The sequence below is a fragment of the Micromonospora sp. RV43 genome, from assembly GCF_001029515.1.
In the GTDB taxonomy this organism is placed as follows: Bacteria; Actinomycetota; Actinomycetes; order Mycobacteriales; family Micromonosporaceae; genus Micromonospora; species Micromonospora aurantiaca.
On sequence record NZ_LEKG01000043.1, the window covers coordinates 1 to 23,236 of the forward strand.

The 23,236-nt window shown below is 74.1% G+C and carries 18 protein-coding genes and 1 pseudogene; 8 read left to right on the plus strand and 11 right to left on the minus strand.

Annotation, left to right across the window (positions count from 1 at the left end):
- Nucleotides 1-146: pseudogene (locus tag ABD52_RS39060) on the minus strand (PLP-dependent aminotransferase family protein); the annotation flags it as partial.
- Between the two features lie 2,646 nt (nucleotides 147-2,792).
- On the opposite strand from ABD52_RS39060, the gene ABD52_RS41660 reads away from it, so the two are divergent.
- The gene (locus ABD52_RS41660; protein WP_368665015.1) at nucleotides 2,793-3,419 is read left to right on the plus strand and encodes an SCO7613 C-terminal domain-containing membrane protein; all 627 of its coding nucleotides are present in this window, start codon (nucleotides 2,793-2,795) and stop codon (nucleotides 3,417-3,419) included.
- Nucleotides 3,420-3,476: 57 nt separating this feature from the next.
- Here the strand turns inward: ABD52_RS41660 and ABD52_RS13260 are convergent, their stop codons facing one another.
- Nucleotides 3,477-4,256 (minus strand): SDR family NAD(P)-dependent oxidoreductase, encoded by a 780-nt coding sequence (locus tag ABD52_RS13260; protein WP_047892004.1) that lies wholly within the window; start codon nucleotides 4,254-4,256, stop codon nucleotides 3,477-3,479.
- Between the two features lie 285 nt (nucleotides 4,257-4,541).
- On the opposite strand from ABD52_RS13260, the gene ABD52_RS13265 reads away from it, so the two are divergent.
- Nucleotides 4,542-5,594, plus strand: coding sequence for an acyl-CoA desaturase (locus ABD52_RS13265; RefSeq protein ID WP_047892005.1), 1,053 nt, complete (start codon nucleotides 4,542-4,544; stop codon nucleotides 5,592-5,594).
- A 197-nt stretch (nucleotides 5,595-5,791) separates the two neighbouring features.
- Nucleotides 5,792-6,940 carry an FHA domain-containing protein gene (locus ABD52_RS13270; protein ID WP_041784533.1) on the plus strand — a complete coding sequence of 383 codons (1,149 nt, stop codon included), beginning with the start codon at nucleotides 5,792-5,794 and terminating at the stop codon, nucleotides 6,938-6,940.
- A gap of 74 nt (nucleotides 6,941-7,014) precedes the next feature.
- Here ABD52_RS13270 and rocD read toward each other — a convergent pair whose 3' ends face one another.
- The 5 genes from rocD to ABD52_RS13295 all read right to left on the minus strand — a co-directional run bounded on the left by rocD (nucleotide 7,015) and on the right by ABD52_RS13295 (nucleotide 12,532).
- Nucleotides 7,015-8,229, minus strand: a complete 1,215-nt coding sequence (gene rocD / locus ABD52_RS13275; protein ID WP_030271837.1) for an ornithine--oxo-acid transaminase — start codon at nucleotides 8,227-8,229, stop codon at nucleotides 7,015-7,017.
- Entirely contained in the window at nucleotides 8,229-9,044 is an 816-nt protein-coding gene (gene ddaH, locus ABD52_RS13280) for a dimethylargininase (protein WP_030271835.1), read from the minus strand. The genes rocD and ddaH overlap by 1 nt, the downstream gene beginning before the upstream one ends.
- A gap of 286 nt (nucleotides 9,045-9,330) precedes the next feature.
- Nucleotides 9,331-10,206, minus strand: coding sequence for a thrombospondin (locus ABD52_RS13285; protein WP_047892006.1), 876 nt, complete (start codon nucleotides 10,204-10,206; stop codon nucleotides 9,331-9,333).
- A 113-nt stretch (nucleotides 10,207-10,319) separates the two neighbouring features.
- On the minus strand, nucleotides 10,320-11,777 hold the full coding sequence (locus tag ABD52_RS13290; protein WP_047892029.1) for an RICIN domain-containing protein: 1,458 nt from the start codon (nucleotides 11,775-11,777) through the stop codon (nucleotides 10,320-10,322).
- Nucleotides 11,778-11,782: 5 nt separating this feature from the next.
- Nucleotides 11,783-12,532 (minus strand): cellulose binding domain-containing protein, encoded by a 750-nt coding sequence (locus ABD52_RS13295; RefSeq protein WP_047892007.1) that lies wholly within the window; start codon nucleotides 12,530-12,532, stop codon nucleotides 11,783-11,785.
- Between the two features lie 277 nt (nucleotides 12,533-12,809).
- On the opposite strand from ABD52_RS13295, the gene ABD52_RS13300 reads away from it, so the two are divergent.
- On the plus strand, nucleotides 12,810-13,619 hold the full coding sequence (locus ABD52_RS13300; protein ID WP_047892008.1) for an Fpg/Nei family DNA glycosylase: 810 nt from the start codon (nucleotides 12,810-12,812) through the stop codon (nucleotides 13,617-13,619).
- Between the two features lies 1 nt (nucleotide 13,620).
- Here ABD52_RS13300 and ABD52_RS13305 read toward each other — a convergent pair whose 3' ends face one another.
- The 4 genes from ABD52_RS13305 to ABD52_RS13320 form a co-directional block, all read right to left on the minus strand.
- Nucleotides 13,621-14,493: an aminoglycoside phosphotransferase family protein gene (locus tag ABD52_RS13305; RefSeq protein ID WP_047892009.1), complete on the minus strand. Its 873-nt coding sequence runs from the start codon at nucleotides 14,491-14,493 to the stop codon at nucleotides 13,621-13,623.
- Between the two features lie 63 nt (nucleotides 14,494-14,556).
- Nucleotides 14,557-15,978, minus strand: coding sequence for a WGR domain-containing protein (locus tag ABD52_RS13310; RefSeq protein WP_047892010.1), 1,422 nt, complete (start codon nucleotides 15,976-15,978; stop codon nucleotides 14,557-14,559).
- A 131-nt stretch (nucleotides 15,979-16,109) separates the two neighbouring features.
- Complete coding sequence (locus tag ABD52_RS13315; RefSeq protein WP_047892030.1) at nucleotides 16,110-17,483, minus strand: FAD-dependent oxidoreductase; 1,374 nt, start codon at nucleotides 17,481-17,483, stop codon at nucleotides 16,110-16,112.
- Between the two features lie 41 nt (nucleotides 17,484-17,524).
- Nucleotides 17,525-18,673, minus strand: coding sequence for a glutamate--cysteine ligase (locus tag ABD52_RS13320; protein WP_013475308.1), 1,149 nt, complete (start codon nucleotides 18,671-18,673; stop codon nucleotides 17,525-17,527).
- 186 nt (nucleotides 18,674-18,859) lie between these two features.
- On the opposite strand from ABD52_RS13320, the gene ABD52_RS13325 reads away from it, so the two are divergent.
- From ABD52_RS13325 to ABD52_RS41580, 4 genes are all read left to right on the plus strand, one after another.
- Complete coding sequence (locus tag ABD52_RS13325; protein WP_047892011.1) at nucleotides 18,860-19,135, plus strand: DUF6412 domain-containing protein; 276 nt, start codon at nucleotides 18,860-18,862, stop codon at nucleotides 19,133-19,135.
- 138 nt (nucleotides 19,136-19,273) lie between these two features.
- Nucleotides 19,274-20,020 (plus strand): membrane protein insertase YidC, encoded by a 747-nt coding sequence (locus tag ABD52_RS13330; protein ID WP_013288307.1) that lies wholly within the window; start codon nucleotides 19,274-19,276, stop codon nucleotides 20,018-20,020.
- A 78-nt stretch (nucleotides 20,021-20,098) separates the two neighbouring features.
- Entirely contained in the window at nucleotides 20,099-21,523 is a 1,425-nt protein-coding gene (locus ABD52_RS13335) for a carbohydrate-binding protein (protein ID WP_047892012.1), read from the plus strand.
- A gap of 142 nt (nucleotides 21,524-21,665) precedes the next feature.
- On the plus strand, nucleotides 21,666-23,231 hold the full coding sequence (locus ABD52_RS41580; RefSeq protein ID WP_047892013.1) for a cellulose binding domain-containing protein: 1,566 nt from the start codon (nucleotides 21,666-21,668) through the stop codon (nucleotides 23,229-23,231).
- The last annotated feature ends 5 nt before the right edge of the window (nucleotides 23,232-23,236 follow it).

The following is a 23,236-nucleotide window of genomic DNA, read 5'->3' on the forward strand; positions in this document are numbered from 1 at the left end:
CGCTTCTCCAGGGAGAGGGTCACGCCGGCCGGGTTCTGGTAGTTGGGGATCACGTGCGCCAGCCGCGGCCGCACCCCGGACTCCAGCAGCTTGCGCAGCTCGGCGGTGTCCAGGCCGTCCGGCTGGACCGGGAGATCACCGAGCTGGTGCCGCGCGTCGAGGCGGCCCGGCTGACGTACCAGGACCTGTCCGGCCGGCTGGTCACGGCCCGGCAGCGGCGGGCGGTGCTGGCGGCCCGGATCCGGCAGGAGATCCCCGCGCCGCGCGCCGCCGGTCCCGCGCCGCTCCCGGCGCCGACGCCGCCGCGTCAGCTTCCGCCCACCCCCGTCGCGGTACGCCCCGGCGGCGCGGAGACCTCCACCCGCGCGGTCCAGGGCCTGCTGTTCGTCCTCGGTGGCCTGCTGCTCGGCACCGCCGCCGTGGTGTTCACCGCCGTCGCCTGGAGCACGTTCGGGGTGGCCGGCCGGGCGCTGATCCTGCTCGCCGTCACCGCGCTGGCCCTGGTCGCGCCGCTCGTCGCCCGGGCCCGCGGGCTGCGCGGCACCGCCGAGACGCTCGCCTCGGTGGCGCTGCTCCTGGTGGTCCTGGACGGATCCGCCGCCTGGTCGGTGGACCTGTTCGGGGTGACCGGCCTGCCCGGCAGCCGGTACGCGGCGCTGGTGGCGGCGGGCAGCGCCGCGGTGGCCGCCGGTTACGCGCTGGTCAGCCGCCTCACCGCACCCTGGTTCGCGGCGTGGCTGCTCGCGCAGCCGGTGCTGCCGCTGGCCGCTGCCGCGTTCCGGCCCACCGCCGCCGGCTGGGCGCTGGTGCTGACCGCCGTGGCGCTCGGTGACCTCGCGGTCGTGGTCGTGCTGCGCCGCCGTACCTCCGGCAATCGCACGGCGCTGGTGGCCGGGCGGGTGCTGGGCTGGACCGGGCACGGCACGGCGCTGGTCCTGGCGGCCGGCTGCGCGCTGGTGCCGCTGGCGGTCGGCCACGCGGCGGGCACGCCGCTGCTGGCCGGCGGTCCGCTGCTGGTGGTGGCGCTGGCGCTGGTCGCCGGCGGGCTCGCCGCGGGTGGCCGCCTCTGGCGCGCGACGACCACCGGGCTGCTGGTGCCGGTGCTCGCGGTCGCGCTGATCCGGCCGGTCGCCGAGTGGCGGTCCGGGCTGCTGCTGATCGCCGCCGGCCTCGTGGTGGCGGCGCTCGCCGGTGCGGTCCGGGCGTTGCCGGCGCCGGTCCGGACCGGTCCGCTCGTGGGCGCGCTCGCCGTGGCCGCCGCGCTGGGCCAGGTGGCGGTCGTGCTCACCGGCCTGGTCGGCGCGTCCACCGCGAGCGTCGGCTTCCCGGCCTGGCAGGGCGGCCGGGACGTGCCGGTCCCGTCCTGGGGCTGGCAGCTTCCGGTGGCCCTGCTGCTGACCGCCGGGGCGGTCGCGCTGCTGACGCCCCGGGCCGTCCGGCCGCTCGCCGGCGTGGCCGCCGCCGGTCTGGTCGCCCTCGCCGCGCCGGCCGTGACGGCGACGCCGTGGCCGCTGGTGCTGGTCGTGGACCTCGCGACGGCCGCCGCGCTGCTGCTGGCGGCGGTGGCCCGGCCGCGTGGAGGGCGGGTCGTCGTGCCGGTCACCGCGTCGGCCGGGGCGGTACTGCTCGGGCACGCGCTGCTCGTCGGCTGCGCCGCCCCGGGCGGGGCCGTGGCCGTGCTCGCCGTCACGGCGGTGCTCGGCGCGGCGCTCGCCGCGCTGGGCCGGCGTGGACAGGGCGCGCAGCCGGTCGTCGGCGGCGTCGCGCTGGCCGTTTCGCTGCTCGCCGTACCGGCGGGCGTGGCGGTCGCGCTGCTCGGCCTCGGCGCGCCGGCCTGGTGGCAGCTGCGCGGCGCGACCGCCGCCGTCGTGGTGCCGGTCGTCGTCGTCCTCGCCGTCCGTCGCCTGTGGACCGACCTGAGCGGGTACGCCTCGACGGGGCTCGCCGTCGCGCTCGCCGGGGTCGGCCTCGGGCCGCTCGTCGCGCCGGGCGGGGAACCGGTGGCGCCGTACGCAGCGGTGGGGGTGCTGCTGGCGCTCGCCGCCGGGGCCGGCTCCCGGCCGGCGGTCGCGCTGCGCGCGGTCGGCGGCGTGCTGGCCGTCGTGGCGTTGCTGGCCGTGTCCCCGGTGGTGCTGACGTTGCTCGTGGACCTGCCGGTGCAACCCTGGTCCGGGGTGCCCGCCGCCCCGGCGGCGTCCGCCGGGACCGCCCGCGCCGGGCTGGTGCTGCTGCTCCTGGGCGTCGCCGCCGGGGCGTACGCCGCCACGGATCGCCGCGTCGCCTGGTGGCTCGCCGCGCTGCCGTTCGGCGCTGTCGCGCTGCCGGTGCTGGCGGAGGCGGCCGGTGCCCCCTGGCCGGTGGTGCCGGCGGTCGCGTTCGGCGTCGGGCTGGCCGCGCTGCTGGTCGTCGCGCTCACCGGCGCGCGCCCGGTGGTGCTCGTGCCGCTCGGGGCGGTGCTGGCCGTACCCGGGTTCGGTGGCCTGCTCGCCACCCGGGCGGGAACGCTCGCCGCACTCGGGGCGCTGGTGGTGGCCGGTGCCGTGACCGGGGCGGCCGGGCGGCCGGCGGTGGTCCGGATCGCGGGGTGGCTGGGCGCGGTCGCGACTGCCACCGGGTTCGCGGTCACCGCGTCGCTGGCGGCGGGGCTGCCGCTGCGTACCGCGGCGTTCGCCGCCCTGGCCGTCGCGGCGGTGACGCTGCACGCGGCGCCGCTGCTGCGCGTGGTCCGAGGGCCGGGCGGCGTCGGCGCGGGGCTGGCCGGTGCGTGGGCGCTGGAGGCGGCGGCGCAGGCCGTGGCGCTGCTCGCGCTGCTGCTCACCGGCGGCTCGCTGCGGTACGCGGCGGCGGTCTGCGTGCTGTGGGGTGTGGCCGTCGCGGTCCGGGTGCCGCGCCGGGGCGAGTCGCCGGCCGGGCGTCGCGTGCTGGCGGCGGTGGCCGCGGGCAGCGAGCTGGTCGGCGGGTGGCTGCTGCTCGCCGCGGGCGGGGTGGTCGTGCTGGAGGCGTACACGCTGCCGGCGGCGGCGCTCGCCCTGGGTGCCGGGCTGCTGGCGCTGCGGCGCCGGCCCGGGCTGACCAGCTGGCTGGCGCTCGGCCCGGGACTCGGTGCGGCGTTCCTGCCGAGCCTCGTGTCGGTGCTGGTGTCAGGTGAGCCGCAGCCGTGGCGGCGGCTGGCGCTCGGCGCGGCGGCGCTCGCCGTCGTGCTCGGTGGGGCGGCCCGGCGCTGGCAGGCGCCAGTGGTGCTGGGCGCGGCCACGCTGGTGCCGCTGGCGCTGCACGAGCTGGCCCGGGGCTGGGACCTGCTGCCCCGCTGGATCTTCCTGGGCCTCGGCGGGCTGCTGCTGATCGGGCTGGCCGCCACCTACGAGCGGCGCCGGCGCGACCTGGTCCGGCTGCGCGACGCCGTCGCCCGGCTCGGCTGACCCGTCGGGGATGCGGCCCGGGCGGGAGACGATCCCGCCCGGGCCGACCCGTTCGCCTCACCTGATCGGCGAACCACCGTCGACCGGGATGGTGTGGCCGTGGATGAAGGACGCGTCGTCGCTGGCGAGGAAGCAGACCGCACGGGCGATCTCGTGCGGCTCGCCGTACCGGCCGGCGGGCGCCTGCATGGTCAGGTCGTAGAACGGGAAGTCGCTGGTGATCTCCGCGCCCTCGAAGGCGGCGGTCTTGATCACGCCGGGGCCGATGCCGACCGCACGGATGCCCTGGTGGCCGTAGTCGTAGGCGATCTGCTTGGTCAGCCCGATGACGCCGTGCTTGGCGGTGGTGTACTCCGCGCCGACCTCGCTGGCGACCACGCCGGACGCCGACGACACGTTGATCACGACGCCCTTGCCACGCTCCAGCATGTGCGGCAGCGTGGCCTTGGTGGCGAGGAAGACGCCCTTCAGGTCGACCTCCATGACGCGGTCCCACTGGCTGTTCTCGATCTCCAGCAGCGGCACGTACGCGCCGAACACCCCGGCGTTGTTCACCAGCACGTCGATGTGCCCGTACGCGTCGAGGGCGGCGCTCACCATGGCGCGCACCGAGTCCTCGTCGGTGACGTCGGCCGCCACCGCCACCGCGTCGCCGCCGGCTTCCTTGACGCGCATGACTGTCGCCTCGGCGCGTTCCAGGGAGAGGTCGGAGACGACCACCTTCGCGCCCTCGGCGGCCAGCTCGACGCACATGGACATGCCGAGTCCGGAGCCCACCTGGTCGGGGCTGAAGCCGCCGCCCGTCACCAACACCACCTTGTCCGTCAATCCACGCACCGCGCTGTCTCCCGTCTGTCGACGACCGTGCAGCCTGCCTATCGGCCGTTCGGCTGAGTGCTACTCATCTTTACGTACAGATTAGCTGGTCAGAGCGGGTGCGCTCACCGTCGTACGGGCTCGCTGCGGTGTGACGAAGATCGTTTGCGCCGCGCCGGCCCGGAGAGGTAGGGCCAGCACCACCTCCGAGCCGGGGGTCTGCGGGATTACCCACGGCGACGGTAATCGCCAGAATCGGTGACGGAGAGTCGCGTACGGAGCGTGGCTCGCGGCATCGGGGGCGACATGACCACTTCCACGTCGACGGAACCCGCGGCACGGCGGGGCAGCGACTACGCGCGGCTGTCCCGCCGGATCGCCGAGGCGGGACTGCTCGAGCGGCGGCCCGGCCGGTACGCGCTGCGGATCGCGCTCACGCTCGGCGCGTTCCTGGCCGGCTGGATCGTGGTGGCGCTCGTCGGTGACTCGTGGTGGCAGGTGCCGCTGGCGGTGGTGATGGCGGTGGCCACCACGCAGGTGGCGTTCCTCGGCCACGACGCCGGGCACCGGCAGATGTTCCGCCGGCGCGGGCCGAGCGAGGCGGCCGGACTGGTCGCCGGCAACCTCGCGGTCGGGCTCAGCTACGGCTGGTGGGTGGACAAGCACAACCGGCACCACGCCAACCCGAACCACACCGACGAGGACCCGGACGTCGGCGCGGGCGCGCTGGTCTGGACGTACGAGCAGGCGACGGCGACGCGCGGCCTGAGCCGGTGGATGGCCCGCCGCCAGGCGTGGCTGTTCTTCCCGCTGCTGCTGCTGGAAGGGCTGGCGCTGCACGTGGCGAGCGTGCAGGCGCTCATCGGCCGGGAACCGGACGGGCGGTGGCGGGTGCCGATGCGGCACCGGGCCGTGGAGGCGCTGCTGCTCGCCGCGCACGCCGCCGGCTACATCGGGCTGCTGTTCGCGGTCATGTCACCGGCGAAGGCGCTGCTGTTCGTCGCCGTGCACCAGGGGCTGTGGGGCCTCTACATGGGCTGCTCGTTCGCCCCGAACCACAAGGGCATGCCGATGCCCACCGCCGACGACGAGCTGGACTACCTGCGCAAGCAGGTGCTGACCTCACGCAACGTACGTGGCGGCCGGTTCGTCGACCTGGCGCTGGGCGGGCTCAACTACCAGATCGAGCACCACCTGTTCCCGAACATGCCGCGCGCCAACCTGCGCCGGGCCCGGCCGCTGGTGATGGCGTACTGCGCCGAGCAGGGCGTCCCGTACGCGGAGACCGGGCTGGTCGAGTCGTACCGGCAGGCGCTGGCGCACCTGCACGACGTAGGCCGGCCGCTGCGCGCGGCCTGAGCGCGGCGGGCCGGGCGGGGGCGAGCGGCGCCCGCCCGGTGGCGTGCGCCCCTTTCGGGAGTGCGCCGCCACGCCGCCGGCGGGGGTGGCCGGTAGGGTCGTCGCATGGTGGAGGACGCGCCGCGGTGGTGGCGCGCGGCGCGGCGGGCCGACCGGCCCCGGCCGCGTCACGGGACGACATCGTGCGGAGCTGCGGCATGAGATTCGAGATCAGCAAGGTGCTCGACGCCATCGAGGGTCGGGTCTGCACCGATCCGTCGCTGGCCCGGGCCGTGGTCGACCTGGCCGAGGTGATCCGCTGGCAGAACCTGGACGGCGGCCGTCCGGCCAGCCTGCTGCGACTCGGGATGGTGATCGACGCGCTGTCCCGGCAGATCGGCGAGGACAGCGTCCCGGTCTACGCGATCGTGCACCGGGCGCTGCTGTCCGACGCCGACCTGACCTCCAACGAGCGGATGGTGGTGCGCCGATGGGCCGACGACGGCCTGGTGGAGGTGCTCGACCAGCCCGGTGACCGGATGCTGGAGGTGGCCGACCTGCTCGGCCTGCCGGTGCTCACCCGGGCGCGGCTGGACGGGCTCGTCGGGCGGTACCCGTGGGTCGGGCAGGCGGGCCGGGTGCTCGCCCCGGTGCCCGGCGCCGGCGGGCCGGTGTTCATCGCGCACGTCGGCGGCGGCCAGGACCCGGCCACCGGCAGTCGCTCACCCGCGGGCGTCAAGGTGCTCTCCCGGAAGTGGCGCTGCCCCGAGCCGGGCTGCGCGCTGTTCGGCGGCGGTGGGGGCGGTGGCGCCTTCGCCGACCTGGCCGCCGTGGACCGGGTGCCGGCCGAGCAGCCGCCGCCCACGCTGCGTACCGGCGCGCCGACCTGCCCCCGGCACGGCGCACGGCTCTCCGACGCCGGCCCGCGCCCACGTACCGCTGTGCTCGCCGTGCGCATCGGCGGTCTGGTCCGCAAGCGGTTCGTGCTCACCGAGACCGAACCGGTGGCGATCGGCCGGGCACCGGACGGCCCGGGTGGGGTGACGCTCGGCCAGTGGCTCAACGACGAGGCCCGGCGCTGGATCAGCCGCAGCCACATCCGGCTGGAGCTGCGGGTGGGCGAGGTGGTTGTCACCGACACCAGCACCAACGGCTCCGGCGTACGCCCCGGTGGTTCGATGGCCGAGCACGAGCGGATCGCGCTGGCGCCGCAGCAGTCCCGGGTGCTCGCCGAGAGCGACCTGATCGAGCTGTACCCGGGCGTGCAGGTGGGCCGCGCCGACGACATGAGCAGCGACGCGAAGTACACCCCGAACTCGGTGATGGCCGAGGCGCCGACCATGGCGATGCGACTGCCGCGTCCCTGACGGGCACGTGCGAAGGCGCCGGGACCGTCGCGGTCCCGGCGCCTTCTCGCGTACGGAGTCGGTCGCGTACGGCCTCAGCCGGCCAGGACTGCGGCGAGCTGCGCCACCGCGTGGTCGATCTCGTCGGCGGTGATCACCAGCGGCGGGGCGAGCCGGATGGTCGAGCCGTGCGTGTCCTTGGCCAGCACGCCCCGCTCCATCAGCCGCTCGCACGCCTGCCGGCCGGTCATCAGCTCCGGGTCGATGTCCAGCCCGGCCCACAGCCCGCGCCCGCGTACCGCCACCAGGCCCTTGCCGATCAGGCCGCGCAGCCCGGCGTGCAGCCGCTCGCCCAGCTCGGCCGAGCGGCGCTGGAACTCGCCGGTGGCGAGCAGCCGGACCACCTCGGTCGCGACCGCGCAGGCCAGCGGGTTGCCGCCGAACGTCGAGCCGTGCTGGCCCGGCTGGAGCACACCCAGCACGTCGCGGTTCGCCGCCACCGCCGACACCGGCACGATGCCGCCGCCGAGCGCCTTGCCCAGCAGGTACATGTCCGGCTCGACGCCCTCGTGCTCGCAGGCGAACGTCGCGCCGGTACGCCCCAGACCCGACTGGATCTCGTCGGCGACGAACAGCACGTTGCGCTCGGTGCAGACCCGGCGCACACCCGGCAGGTAGCCCTCCGGCGGCACCACGACGCCCTGCTCACCCTGGATCGGCTCCAGCAGCACGGCCACCGTGTTCTCGTCGATCGCCGCGGTCAGCGCGTCCAGGTCGCCATAGGGCACCACTGTGAAACCCGGGGTGTACGGCCCGAAGTCGGCGCGCGCGTCCTCGTCGGTGGAGAAGCTGACGATCGTGGTCGTACGGCCGTGGAAGTTGCCCTCCGCCACCACGATGTTGGCCTGGCCCGGCGTGACGCCCTTGACCTGGTAGCCCCACTTGCGGGCCACCTTGATGCCGGTCTCCACCGCCTCGGCGCCGGTGTTCATCGGCAGCACGAGGTCCTTGCCGCACAGCGCGGCCAGCTCGCGGCAGAAGTCGGCGAACTGGTCGTGGATGAACGCGCGGCTGGTCAGCGTGAGCCGGTCGAGCTGCGCGTGCGCGGCCTCGATCAGCTTCGGGTGCCGGTGGCCGAAGTTCAGCGCCGAGTATCCCGCCAGGCAGTCCAGGTAGCGGCGGCCGTCCACGTCGGTCAGCCAGGCGCCCTCGGCCGACGAGATCACCACGGGCAGCGGGTGGTAGTTGTGCGCCGTGTGACGCTCCGCGTCCCGGACCGCGGACGGAGTCCGCAGCATGTCGTCGATGATCACTTGCTCGCCTTTCCCTGACGGAGTCGCAACGTGCAGCACTTCGGTCCGCCGCCGGCCTTGCGCAGCTCGGACAGGTCGATCCCGATGGTCTCGTAGCCCCGGTCGCGCAGCTTCGCGGCCAGGTCGGTGGCCTGCGCGGGCAGCACCACGTGCCGGCCGTCGCTGACCGCGTTCAGGCCCAGCACCTCGGCGTCGGCCATGGTGGCGTGGATCGCGTCCGGGAACAACCGGCGCAGCACCGCCCGGCTGCCGGGGGAGAACGCCTCCGGCAGGTACGCCACGGTGCGCTCGTCGAGCACTGTCAGCGCGGTGTCCAGGTGGTAGAACCGGGGGTCCACCAGCTGCATGGTGATCACCGGGTAGCCGAAGACCTCCTGGAGCTGCGCGTGCGAGGCGTGCGCGGTGCGGAACCCGGTGCCGGCGAGCAGGTGGTCACCGGCCAGCAGGACGTCGCCCTCGCCCTCGTTGACGTGCTTCGGGTCGTACATCTCGAAGCCGGCGCCCTCGAACCAGGCCCGGTACGCGGGCGCCTCGTCGGCGCGCTGCGGGTCGCGGAACTGCACCGCCATGGCCTTGCCGTCGATCACGGTGCCGCCGTTCGCGGCGAAGACCATGTCCGGCAGGCCGGCGACCGGCTCGATCAGGTCGACCTCGTGGCCCAGGTCCAGGTACGTGCGCCGAAGCTGCTCCCACTGCCGGATCGCCAGGTCGGCGTCGACCGGGGCGGTGGGGTCCATCCACGGGTTGATCGCGTAGTCGACGGCGAAGTACGTCGGCCGGCACATCAGAAAGCGCTGGCGGATGGCGTCCATCGTCATGTCGTGCTCCCAGAGTCGGGCGCGCCCGGCCACCGTCGGCCCACGGGCTGGCGCCGTGGTCCAACGTTATGCGGCCCGGGTAGACGACATCCACCGCGGGAAGTTGCGTTGAGCAGCGAATCGTTGCGTTGAATCGGTCAGCAGCGGGTGATCGTTGCGCCGACCCCGGACACACTTCGGGGGCGGCGAACCGCCGCCCCCGAAAGAGGTGTTGCCCGGCCGGTGAACCACCGGAACTGATCGGGCTGGCCGGACCTGCCGGCGATCGGGACAGTGCCCGTCAGAACCAGTTGCCAAACTGTGAGTCGAGCCACTCGCGGAAGCGGCCCACCCAGTCGCCGTCGGTGGTCGGCCAGTCGAACTGGCCGGTCATCGCCACGATGCCGAGCACCACGGCGGCCAGGCCGACAGCAATGCCGATCAGCGCGTCGGTCTTGCCCGCCACGTGCCGGCGACGGGTGGCGATCAGGCCCAGCACCGCCAGCACGGCGCCGACCGCGCCGACGCCGATGCCGTACCCGGCGAGCGTGCCGGAGAGCACGAACAGCGCCCCGACGACCGAGACGATCAGGCCGAGCGTGGCGAGCAGGCTGGCCCGGGGACGCTTCGTGGTGTACGGCTCCGGCCGGTCCACCCGGCCGTCGCCATCGGTGTCCGTACCGTCGGGGCGGCCGTCCCGGTCGAGGTCGGTGCGGTCCGGACGGCCGTCGCGGTCCAGGTCCACGGTGCGCTCGGCGGCGGGCGCCGCGCCGACGGTCCGGGCGTCGGTCACCGGAGCGGTCCGCGTGTCGGCGTCGACCCGCCGGCCGGTGACCGCGCGCGCCGCCGCGCCCCGGTCCGCAGCCCGTCGCCGGGCCTCCGCGTCCCGCTCGTCGTCGGCCGCCGCGATCCGGGCGTCGGTCGCCGTGGGCGTCCTCCGGCCGTCGGCGGTCGTCGCGCCGAGGTCGCGCGCGTCCCGGTCGGTCGCCGCGTCCCGGGCGCGCTCGTCGTCGGTCGCTGTGGCGGCGCTGCGGTACGTGGTCCGCTCCTCGTCGCGGTCGGTGACCACGGGCCGGTCGGCCGGCTGCTCGGCGGTCCGGTCGCGCTCGTCGACCACGCCGTCGCCGTTGGTATCGGTACTGGTCGCCGGAGAGTTCCGGCGGGACAAGATCTTCACGATGGCACCTCCTGATCCAGGCGCGGAGGCCGCGCATGACAAGCAGGAAGTACCCAGGTGTGCCGAAATCGACACCCCTGGGTTCGCTCCGCACGCTCAGGCGTGCCGTCCGGTCACGACACCGTGCGTGACCACTGCTGGTTGGTGCCCGCACCGCAGGTGTACTGCTGGACGTCCGCGCCGTCGCCGGTGCCCGCGTTCACCACGTCCAGGCACTTGCCGCTGTGCCGGGCCCGCAACTGGAACCAGCCGCCGAGCGCGGCCCACTGCCACTGCTGGTTGGCGCCGCTGCCGCAGGTGTACTGGATGATGTTGGCGCCGTCGGCGGTGGACGCGTTAGCGACGTCGAGACACTTGCCGCTCGCCGCGTTGACGAGGCGGAACCAGCCGCCACCGGCGTCCTGGAACTCCCACCTCTGGTTGCCGCCGCCGTTCCAGCCCCACTGCTTGACCTCGGCGTTGTTCGCCGTGGAGCCGTTGATCACGTCGAGCACCCGGCCGCTGTGCCGGGCGGTGACGCGGTAGTACGTCGGCGAGTTGCCGGTGACCGTGCCCACCGCCGTGTCGACGGTGACTGACGGATACCAGGTCAGGCTCATACTGGTGGCGGTCGGGAAGGCGATCGGCAGCCACACGTACTGGGAGTCGTTGGCCGGCCCGCCCCAGGCGCCCGCCCAGCTGTCACCCAGATAGAGGTAGCTGGTGCCGGACGTGCCCTGGATCGGCAGCACGAAGGCCGGCTGGGAGTTGAAGGTGGTGCCGTTGCCGACGTCGGTCCAGCCGCTCCACGGTCCGGAGATGCTCGGCGCGGTGGCGTACCGGGCCTGGTTCGGGCTCCATCCCGTCGCCCCCGAGGTCAGCAGGAAGTACGTGGAGCCCCGCTTGAACATCGCGGGCGCCTCGCGGTGCGCGCCGTCCCAGAAGTTGCCCACCAGAGCGGCGACGTTGAGGTAGTCCGAGGTGAGCCGGTAGATGTTCAGGTCGTAGTTGTCGTCGGCCGCCGAGATCATGTACGCGGTGCCGTTGTCGTTGTAGAGCGTGATGTCACGGGACATGTGCTGCCCGAGCGGCCGGAAGCTGCCGTGGTACGTGTAGTTCCCGTCCACGGTGGCCGACGAGGCGACGGCGGCCCGCGCCTCGTTGTAGTCGGAGCCGTTCTCCTTGTGCATCCACATCACGAACCGGCCGGTGCCCGCGTTGTAGACGACCTTCGGCCGCTCGATGTTGGCGACCCGCAGCTCCGCGGCCGACGACTGGGTGAGCACGTTGTTGCGGAACTCCCAGGTGCGCAGGTCCGTGGAGCGGTAGACGGAGACCGCCCGGAACGTGTTGTCCGGGTTGCGGTTCTCGCCGAACCAGTAGTAGTAGTCGCCGACCTTGAGGACACCGCCGCCGTGGGCGTGCACCACGGCGCCGCTCGTGTCGGTGAACTGGGTGCCGTTGGTGACTGTCACCGGCGCCGCCAGCGCACCCGCTGCCGGTCCCACCACCATCGCCGCGACGGCCACTGCGAGCGCCAGCCCCGCCGCGAGGAGGCGGCCGGTGCCGCCGTGCCGTGCCGTCCACCGCATGCCGGTCACCGCCCGCAGACCGGCGTGATGGCGGCGGGCGTCGCGCTCGTCGCCACGAGCAGGCCGAACGTCGTCGAAGCACCCGGCGCCAGCGTCCCGTTCCAGGAGGCGTTGCGGACCTCGGCGTCCTGGCCGGAGCCCTCGGCCACCCCGCCCCAGACCGACTGGATGCGCTCGTCACCGGACCACCGCCACGAGACCAGCCAGCCCGGGACCGGATCGGTGCCGTCGTTGCGCACCGTCACAGTGGCGACGAAGCCACCGCCCCACCTGCTGTCGATCGCGGCCGTCGCGGAGCAGAGCGACAGCGTGCGCGCCGGTCCGCCGATCACGTACGGATCCCGTACGCCCTTGGTGTCGCCGAACCGGAACCAGTACGCGGTGCCCGGGGTCAGGCCGCCGACTGTGACAGTGCCCGACCGTTCCGGCCCGGTGACCGCCTCGGCCACCGGGTCGCGCCACCCGGTGGCGTCCTCGCGGCTGGCGAAGAGGCTGACGACCAGCGGCGGGTCGTATCCGCAGGGCGGGCTGAGCACCATCCAGTAGGTGATGGTGATGCTGGTCGTGGTGGCCCCGGTCACCTGGCCGCTGACCGGCAACGCCGGCGGGCACGCGAACGTGGGCGTCGGGGTCGGCGTCGCCGCGGTGGCGAGCGTCGTCGTCGTGGTGGCGGGCGACCGGTCGGCGCCGGCCGAGGCGGCCGGGCCGGTGAGGGCGAGGGCGGCGGCCAGTGCCGCGCCGAGCGTACGGAGCATCTGTCTCTCCCGAGCTGGGGGCGCCGGGGGCGGTCGGCGCCGGAGTGGTGGTGGACCGCGATGTCGCCGCCGTGACGACACGGCGGAGCGCCGGAGACGACTGCCCGGCACCGGGGTGGCGCATCACCCCGCGCTTGTCCCTCCGGCGAGATCGAGCGGCTCGCACTGGCTCCCGAGCGCTGCCGCCGCCAGTCTTTCAGTCGACGAACATCGATTCAATGTCGTCCCAGGACCCGACGTCGCCGGCGGTCCGATCCGCTGGCTACGCTTGGTCGTTGTGCCAGAGGGACACACCATCCACCGCCTCGCCGCCCGGCACGCCGAGCTGTTCGCGGGCGACAAGGTGCACGCCGACAGCCCGCAGGGGCGCTTCGCCGAGGGCGCGGCCCGCCTGAGCGGCACCGTCCTGGACGGCACCGAGGCGTACGGCAAGCACCTGCTGCACCACTACGCGGGCGAGTTGACGCTGCACGTACACCTGGGTCTGTACGGCAAGTTCGCCGACGGGCCGGGGGAGCCGCCGGCTCCGGTCGGGCAGCTGCGGCTGCGCCTGCACAGCGACCGGCACTGGCTGGAGCTGCGCGGTCCGACCGCCTGCGAGCTGCTGACCCCGCCCGAGGTGGCGGCGCTGCGCGACCGGCTCGGGCCGGACCCGCTGCGCGCCGACGCCGACCCGGACCGGGCGTACGCGCGGATCCGCCGCAGCCCCACCCCGCTGGCCGCGCTGCTGCTCGACCAGTCGGTGGTGGCCGGCACCGGCCTGATCTTCGTGACCGAGGCGCTGTTCCGGGCCTGCCTGCCGCCGCTGCTGCCGGGGCGGGAGCTGACGCCGGGCGGCTGGGCCGAACTCTGGGCGGACCTGGTGACGCTGATGACCCGCGCGGTCGAGCGGGGCCGGATCGACACGGTGCGCGACGCCGACCTGCCGGAGGTGACCGGCCGCGCGCCGCGCGTGGACCGGCACGGCGGCGAGGTGTACGTCTACCGCCGCCCCGGCGCGCCCTGCCACATCTGCGGCACGGCGGTCAGCCGGGGCGCGCTCGCTGGGCGCAACCTCTACTGGTGCCCCACCTGCCAGGCGGGCTGAGTCACATCTCGTCGAGCAGCCAGCGGGCCGCCTCGACGTTGCCGGGGAAGACCTGGTCGCCGCCGATGCTCCAGGCCACCGTCTGGCCGATCGCCCAGCCGCGTACCCGCTCCCGGTCGAGGCCCAGCTCGGCGCTGAGCCGGTCGAGCCGGTGCCGCACCGCCGCCGGGGAGTGACCCAGCTCGGCGCCGCGCACGAGTGGCACCACCGTGAACTCCCGCTCGCCGACCAGCGGCTTCGGGTCGATCACCAGCCACGGTTCGCGCCCGGCGGCCAGGATGTTGCCGGCGTGCAGGTCCTGGTTGACGAGCACCTGCTCACCCTGGCTCGGCGCCAGCTCGGCGAGCAGCCCGAGCGCGGTGTCGAGCAGGCGCCGCTCGTACGGGCGGCCGGCCCGTCGCCAGTTACCAGTCATCCGCTCCGCCCAGCCGGCCGCCTCCTCGGCCAGCGGCGTGAACGGTTCACCGGCCGGCACCGCGAGCCCCGGTAGCAGGCCGACCGCGACGTCGAGCGCCGCGTCGGCGGCCAGCGAGTGCAGCGGCGTGCCGGGGTCGCACCGCTCGACCAGTAGTGCGCGCCGATCGGCGTCGTGCCCGAGCAGCCGGATCGCGCCGCGCCCGTCCCAGTGCGCCAGCGCCGTTGCCTCGTGGACGCTGTCGTCGTCCGGGTACTGGAGCTTCAGCACCGCCCGGGTGCCGTCGGGGAGTGTCGCGGGCAGCGCCAGCGAGGCGAACGCGTACGCGAACGGCGGGCCGACCGTCAGCTCCCACCGCGCGACGCAGTGGGCCAGCCGGCCGGGCAGCTGCGCGAGCCACGCCCGGCCGACCTCGGTCTGCTCGACCCAGCGCAGCCCGTCAGGAATGTCGCACCGCATCCAGACATCCTGACCGGTACGGCGACGATCCGCTGTCCCGGGCCGGGGCTCGCCGGTCTGCGGTCAGCGCAGCCGGCGGATGTCCCCGTACGCCCGGTAGAAGCCGCCCCGGCCGGACTCGCGGACCTCGGTGACCAGGTAACGCGCGCCCGGCTCGCGGATGCCCTTGGGGAACTGCACCGACCAGTCCCGCCGGTAGCCGTCGGCGAGGACGTGCACCCGCAGCCGGCCGCCCTGCTCGACGCACTGCACCAGCACGCCGTCGCGGTCGTCGGTGGTCACCTCGACCGACGTCCAGGCGGCCGTCTCGGGCATCCGCGCCGGCGCCTTGACGTCGACCACGTCGGGGACGCTGCCCGCCTCGGCCGCCCGGATCGCCGCCTCGCTCGCGTCGATGCAGGCCAGGTAGCCGCTCGTGGTGACCACGTAGAGCCGGTTGTCGTGGTACTGCATCGAGTACGCCGAGCCGCAGCCGGTGCCGAGCTTCCACAGCCGGTTGCCGGCCTGGTCGAAGCAGTAGATCGAGGAGGCGCTGTCACCGGCGAACACGTACCGGCCGCCCTCGGCGGTGGCGCAGGAGAAGACCGCCGAGTCGCAGCGGTAGACCTGCTCGGCCCGGCCGTCCTTGCGCAGGCGCACCACCTCGCGGGTGCCCGTGCCGGCGAAGACGGCGTCCCGCTCCTGCCAGCCGAACAGGACGGCGCCGGTGCCGGTGTGCCACAGCTCGCGCCCGGTGCGCCAGTCGTAACCGGTGACCCCCTGCGAGTGGCCGTGGTAGAGCGCGTCGGCGTCGCAGCGCACCATCCACGCCGACCGGCCCCGCCCCGGCCGGCGCCAGAGGAACTCGTCCTCGTGGTCGATCGCGGAGATGCCGCCGTCGCGGTCGGACACGCCCAGTACGCCGTCGTGGATGTCGAGCCAGTAGATGTCGATCTCGGGCGCGATCGCGTACGCCGCGCGCGGCACCTTGCCGGACAGGTCGTAGACGTTGCCGTCGTCGCAGCCGGCGTAGACCCAGGCGTCGTCGGCGACGATGCACTTCACCCCGTCGGGCAGCCGGACCTGGTTGACCAGCCGGGCGTCGTGGTCGAGCGTGGTGATCACGCCGTGCTCGTTGCCGACCATGCAGTGCCTGTCGTCGACGAAGATGCCGAAGGCGGGCGCGCCCGAGGCGTACCGCCAGAGGACCGGGGCGGTGCGGGCGGTCGAGCGGGTGCTGACGATCTGCCGGCGCGACACCGTCCGCTTCTGGCGTACGCCGGGCACCGCCGGGGCGTACCCCTTGCGGACCTTCTCGCCGATCTTCTTCGCGGCGGCGGCGCGGGCGCGGGTGTTGTCCGGGTATGTGCTCGTCTTCACCTGGCCCTGGTCGCCGATCCGCCCGTAGCGCACTGTCATCGCGGTGTCGTCGACCACCACCTCGTAGAACTTGTGCGCTCCACCATCCACTTCGGACAGTTCGAGGTAGGTCGTCTCCTGGGACATGGGGGTATACCTCCGAGGGGAAGTGCCGAACCGGCAACGCGCACACGCTAACGCCGGGCACCGACAAACCCGGGTGTCGGTGTTAAGAAGGGGCCCTTCCTCTACCGGAGGCGTTAATAGGGGGCCCTTCCTTACACGGCGGCGAGGGCGTCGACGGCCTTGCGGGCGGCGATCAGCACCGGATCCCACACCGGGGCGTACGGCGGCGCGTACCCCAGGTCGAGCGCCGTCATCTCGTCCACTGTCATGCCGTTCCACAGTGCCACCGCGAGCGCGTCGATCCGTTTGGCCGCCTCGGACCAGCCGACGATCTGCGCCCCGAGCAACCGCCCGCTGGGCCGCTCGGCGATCAGCTTGACCGTCATCGGCCGCGAGCCCGGGTAGTAGCCGGCCCGGTTCGTCGACTGGGCCAGCACTGTGACGAACTCGAAGCCGGCCTCCCGCGCGTCCCGCTCGCGCAGCCCGGTGCGGCCCACCTCCAGCTCGCAGACCTTGGTGACGGCGGTGCCGATGACGCCGGGGAAGGTGGCGTACCCGCCGCCGATGTTGATGCCCGCGATCCGGCCCTGCTTGTTGGCGTGCGTGCCGAGCGGGATGTGCACCGGCATGCCGCTGACCCGGTGCAGCGACTCGACGCAGTCGCCCGCCGCCCACACGCCGGGTACGCCCGGCACCCGCATCCGGCGGTCGGTGCGGACCGCCCCGGAGGGGCCGATCGGCAGGCCGGCGGCCTCGGCGAGCGCGGTGTTGGGGCGTACGCCGAGACCCAGCACCACGACGTCGGCCGGGATCGGCCCCTCGTTCGTGACCACCGCGGAGATCCGGCCGTCCCGCTCCTGGAGACCGGTGACCTGGAGGCCGGTGCGGACGCCGATGCCGGTCGCGCGCATCGCGTCGGCCACCAGCTCGCCCATGTCCGGGTCGACTGTCGACATCGGCTGGTCGGCCTGCTCCACGAGCTGGACGGAGAGCCCGCGCTGCACGAGCGCCTCGGCCATCTCGACGCCGACGTAGCCGCCGCCGACGACCACCGCGCGCCGGGGCCGGGGCTCGCGTTCGAGCCAGCCGATGAGCGCCGCGCCGTCGTCGAGCGTCTGCACGCCGAACACCCCTGACACGTCGTCGCGTGCCCAGTCCGGCTGCACCGGGGACGCGCCGGTGGCGTACACCAGGGTGTCGAAACCGGCGCGGACCTCGCCGCCGCCGTCCAGGTCACGCGCGAGGACCTCGCGGCGGTCCAGGTCGATGGCGGTGACCTCGTGCCGGGTACGGACCTCGATGCCGAAGTCGTCGCGGAAGGTCTTCGGGTCGCGGGCGATCAACTCGTCCCGCTCCTCGACCAGGCCGCTGACCCAGTAGGGGATGCCGCAGGCCGAGTAGGAGGTGAAGTGCCCGCGTTCGAACGCGACGATCTCCAGCTCGGACCGGTCGCGGCGGCGACGCGCCTGCGACGCCGCCGACATCCCGGCGGCGTCGCCGCCGATGACGATCATGCGCTCGGCCACGTCGCCCATCCTGTCACGCCGGGCCACGGCCGCGTGGCCGCTCAGCCACGGGTCTGCCGCGCCACGTCCGCGACCACGTCGACGAGGCTGCCGGTACGCGCGAACACCGCCCGCTGTCGTGCCGCGCCGCTGCCGTGCCGCCGCAGCCCGCCCAGCAGATCGGTCACCCGGTCCAGGTCGCCGTGCCGTTCCAGTTCCGGGCGCAGCCGGTCGACGAGCCGGTCCAGCAGCTCCCAGGCCGGGCGCAGCTCACCGTCGGTGAGGTCGACGCCCTCGCCCTCCAGCCCGTCGTGGGCGGCCCGCCAGTGCGCCGCCACCAGCAGGTGGTGGTCGGTGTTGACGGCCGGGCGGCCGGCGGCGATGTCGGTGAGAGCTGTGGCGACGAGCGCGCGGACCAGCGCCGCCACCAGCACCGCGTCGTCCACCGACGGGCAGACGTCGCCGATGCGGATCTCCACCGTGGGGTACTTCGCGGACAGCCGGGCGTACCAGTAGAGCATCCCCTCGTCCAGCATCACGCCGCTGGCGATGAGCTGCCGGATCAGCCGCTCGTAGTGCTCGTGCGACTCCAGGTACGGGGTGGGCGCGACCGACGGCCAGCGTTCCCACTCCACCGAGCGCCAGCTCGCGTACCCGGTGTCCTCGCCCCGGGAGAACGGGGAGTTCGCGGTGACCGCGTGCAGGATCGGCAGCCAGGGCCGGACGTGGTTGAGCACCTGCACACCGGTGTCCGGATCGGGGATGCCGACGTGGATGTGCATGCCGTTGTTGCCGGGACCGGGCACCAGCAGCCGGAACCGCTCGATCATCCGGTCGAAGCGCGGCTTGTCCACCACCGGCGGCACCGGCCCGTCGACCGGCCCGGTGCCGATCGCGAGCAGCCGTACGCCGGCCCGCTCGGCCGCGTCGGCCAGTTCGGCGCGCAGCATCGACAGCGAGTGCCGGATCGAGGACAGGTCCAGCCCGGGCGGGCTGCCGATCTCGATCTGGCTGGTCTGGAACTCGCGTTCCACCTGACCGCGCAGCTCGGCCGGCACCTGCTCCATGACCAGGTCGACGGCGGGTACGGCGGTCCCGGTGTGCGGGTCGGCGAGCAGGAACTCCTCCTCGACGCCGACTGTCAGCAGGTCGGTTCCGCCCGATGCGGCGCTCCGCTCCCGCTCCGCCACTGAGCCACTCATCGTCACCACCGTCTCCTCCGGACCGCTCGCGGCACCGTGCCGCGTGGTCGAGGACCTGTTACCCACCGTGTCCGTTTGGGGAAACGTGCCGCTGGGCGTGTCGGCGCCGGTTCGCCCGAACGGGTCGTGCCGCCGGTGGGCGTGCACGGGCCCGCGGGGCGTGACACGGCGGGCTAGGGTGGCCGTGTGACGGGGATGCTGGCGGTGCTGACGGGAGCGTGGGCGTACGCCCTCGCCCTGTTCGCCGACCGACCGGCCGGGCTGATCGCCGGTGCGGCGGTCGTCGCCGCGCTGCTGCTCGCCACGCTGCTCGCGCTGCGGGTCCGCGCGCTGCCCACGCCGCCCGGCACCCGGTTCGCCGCCGCGTTGCGTGCCCGCGCCCGCCGTCGCGGGGTGCCCCGGCAGGTCGACCCGGACGCGCCGGGCCGTCCCCGCCCTCGGGCACCCGGCCTGCGCCCCTCGGCCGCGTAGCCACCTTCTTCCGGCCCGCGTCGGCGGGCCGGTAGATCCCTCCATCCCGGCTTCCGCGGCCGATTCCGTCGTCATCCGTCCCGCCGTGCGGCACGTCGCTGCCCGGGACACCCGGAATCGCCTTCGAGGGGTCCACCCATGCTCGCCTTCGCACCGTTGCACTCCGCGGCCTCGGCCGCGGCCACAGTCGTCACCTGGCTCGCCGACGTGCTCGCCCCGCTCACCGGCGGCGCCGCGACTGCGGCCGCCATCGTCCTGTTCACAGTCGCCGTCCGGCTGCTGATCTCCCCGCTGACAGTGGCCCAGGTCCGCGGGGAGCGGCGTCGCACCGCGCTCGCCCCCGAGGTACGGGAACTCCAGCGCCGGTACGCCGACGACCCGGCCCGCCTCCAGAGCGAGCTGTTCGCGCTCTACCGCAACGCCGGGGCCAGCCCGGTCGCGGGCTGCCTGCCGGCGCTGTTGCAGGCGCCGTTCTTCCTGGTCATGTACCGCCTGTTCGCCACCGGTGACGGCGCGCCGGAGCTGCTGGGGGAGCGGCTCGCCGGCGTACCGCTGGGGTGGCACCTCGGCGACGGCCTGGCCGGCCCGGTGCCGCTGGTGTTCGGCGTGCTGCTGGCCGCGCTGCTGGCGCTGGCCTGGTGGTCGTCGCGGCGGATGCGCCGGGCGGCGGCCGCCACCGGCACCGTGGCCGGGACGCCGGCCGAGGGTCCGGGTGCGGCGGTGCTCGGGCGGGTGCTGCCGCTGCTGCCGTACGGCACGGTGCTGGTGGCGCTCGTGGTGCCGCTGGCGGCGGTGCTCTATCTGGTCACCACCACGGCGTGGACGGCGCTGGAGCAGGTGGTGCTGCGCCGGCCGCAGCCGGCGGCGGCCATCGACAAGCGTTGACAAGTGCGGGGGCGGGCGCGTAGAAATCGCTCTCAGAGAGCGCTCTCCCGGACCCGTCCCCGCAGAGAGGCACCCCGAATGAATCCGATCCCGGCGGCCCCGGCCGCCTCCGCCACCGTGCCCCGAACACGCCGCCGGCTCGCCCTGGCCGCCGGTGTCCTCGCGCTCACCACAGCGCTCGCGGGCGTCTCGATGACCGCCCAGGCCGCGGTGCCCCCGACACCGTCCGGGTGGAGCCTGGTGTGGAGCGACGACTTCACCGGCTCCGCCGGCACGCTGCCCTCGTCCGCCAACTGGATCATCGACACCGGCACCGGCTACCCGGGTGGCCCGGCCAACTGGGGCACCGGCGAGATCCAGATCTACACGTCCAGCACCGCGAACCTGGCCCACGACGGCTCGGGCAACCTGCGCATCACGCCGCTGCGGGACTCGGCCGGCCGCTGGACCTCGGCCCGGATCGAGACGGTACGGGCGAACTTCAAGCCGCCGTCGGGTGGTGTGCTGGCCCTGGAGGGCCGGATCCAGATGCCGAACGTGACGGGCGCGGCGGCGTCCGGGTACTGGCCGGCGTTCTGGGCGCTCGGCTCGCCGTACCGGGGCAACTACCAGAACTGGCCGGGCATCGGTGAGTTCGACGTGATGGAGAACGTCAACGGGATCAACTCGGTCTGGGGCGTGCTGCACTGCGGCGTCGCGCCGGGCGGCCCGTGCGGGGAGTTCAACGGCATCGGCGCCTCCCGGGCCTGCCCGGGCAGCACCTGCCAGTCGGCGTTCCACACCTACCGGTTCGAGTGGGACGCCTCGACCAGCCCGCAGCAACTGCGCTGGTACGTCGACGGCCAGCTCTTCCACACCGTCGGGCAGAACCAGGTCGGTGAGCCGTACTGGAGTCAGATGACCAACCACGCCGGCTACTTCCTGCTGCTCAACGTGGCGATGGGCGGCGGATTCCCGGACGGCGTGGCCGGCTCGGCGACCCCCACCGGATCGACCGTGCCCGGCCGGTCGATGCTCGTCGACTACGTGGCCGTCTACACCCGCGGTGGCGGGAGCAACCCGTCGCCCACGCCGACCACGCCGCCGCCGGGCGGGGTGCGGGACGCGTACGCGACGATCCAGGCCGAGTCGTTCAACGCGCAGAACGGCGTGCAGGTGGAGACGTGCGCCGAGGGCGGCCAGGACATCGGCTGGCTCGCCAACGGCGACTGGGCCCGCTACGACAACGTCGACTTCGGCTCGACGCCGCCGCGCGACTTCGTGGCCCGGGTCGCCTCCGGCGCGGCGTCCGGCGTGAGCGGGCTGGTGGAGGTTCGGGTGGACAGCCCGACCGCGCCGCCGATCGGCAGTTTCGCAGTAGGCAACACCGGCGGCTGGCAGACCTGGCGCTCGGTGCCCGGCAACGTCGGCGCGGTGACCGGCCGGCACACGGTCTACCTGACGTTCAGCAGCGGCCAGCCGTCCGACTTCGTCAACGTCAACTGGTTCACCTTCCGCCGCTGAGCGCGGCCGGGACGCGGCCCGGACCCCCTCCGGGGTTCGGGCCGCACCGGTGCTGGACAGAAACAGTTAACACTCTTAATAATGGGCGCACGTCGACGGTTGTGAATCCCTCTCCACCCCCGCCCGTCCCCTGGAGGACGCCGTGAGACTCCGCCCCCGCCTGGCGACGCTCGCCGCCGCGCTGACCACCGCCGTGGTCGCCGGTGCCCTGCTCGCCGCGCCACCCGCCTCCGCCGCCACCGCCGCGTTCGTCCGCACCTCCAGCTGGAGCAGCGGGTACGAGGCCCGGTTCACAGTCACCAACGACAGCTCCGCCGCGATCTCCTCGTGGAACGTCCAGTTCGACCTGCCGTCCGGCAGCACGCTCGGCTCGTTCTGGGACGCCCGGCTGACCACCTCCGGCCAGCACGTCACAGCCGTCAACCAGTCCTGGAACGGCGCGCTCGCCCCGGGCGCCAGCACCAGCTTCGGCTTCGTCGTCAGCGGCACCGGCGACCCGGTGAACTGCACGGTCAACGGCGCCTCCTGCACCGGCGGCGGCAACCCCGGCAACCCGGGCGCACCGGCCACGCCGGGCGGGCTGCGGGTCACCGGCACCACCGCGTCCGCCGTCTCGCTCGCCTGGAACGCGGTCTCCGGCACCGTCACCGGCTACCGGGTGTACGAGGGCGGCACGGTCAAGGCCACAGTCACCGGCACCTCGGCCACCGTCTCCGGGCTGGCCGCGTGCAGCGGGCACAGCTACACCGTGACCGCGTACAACGGCACCGGCGAGTCGGCGAAGTCGGCGGCGGTCGCGGCCACCACCAGCGGCTGCACCGGTGGCGGCAGTGGCGCGATGGCCGCCGCGCCGTACCTCTACCCGGGCTGGGTCGACCCGCCCGCGCCCGCCACCGTGATGGGCGCGACCGGCATCAAGTGGTTCACCATCGCGTTCGTGCTGTCCGGCGGCGGCTGCACCCCGGCCTGGGACGGCAGCGGCCCGCTGACCGGCGGCACGCACGCCGCCACCATCGCCGCGATCAAGGCGGCCGGCGGCGACGTCATCCCGTCCTTCGGCGGCTGGAGCGGCAACAAGCTCGGCCCGAACTGCTCGTCCGCCGCTGCCCTGGCCGGCGCGTACCAGAAGGTCATCAACGCGTACGGGCTGAAGGCGATCGACATCGACATCGAGAACAGCGACGAGTTCGAGAACGAGGTGGTGCAGGACCGCATCCTGGACGCCCTGAAGATCGTCAAGCAGAACAACCCGGGGATCAAGACGATCATCACGTTCGGCACCTCGACCACCGGGCCGTCGTACTACGGCACCCGGCTGATCAACCAGGCGGCGGCCAAGGGCGCCGGGATCGACGTGTTCACCATCATGCCGTTCGACTTCGGCGGCGGCGCGAACATGTACCAGAACACCGTGAACGCGGCCGAGGGCCTGAAGACCGCGCTGCGCAACGCGTTCGGCTGGTCGGACGCCACCGCGTACGCGCACATGGGCCTGTCCGGCATGAACGGCCTCTCCGACCAGCAGGAGCTGATCTCGCCGGCCACCTGGACGCAGATCCGCGACTGGGCGAAGGCGCGCGGCCTGGCCCGGTTCACGTTCTGGTCGGTCAACCGGGACCGGCCCTGCCCCGGCGGCGGCGTGGTCGCCAACTGCTCCGGCATCGCGCAGAACACCTGGGAGTTCACCGGCATCACCGCGGGCTTCTGACCCGC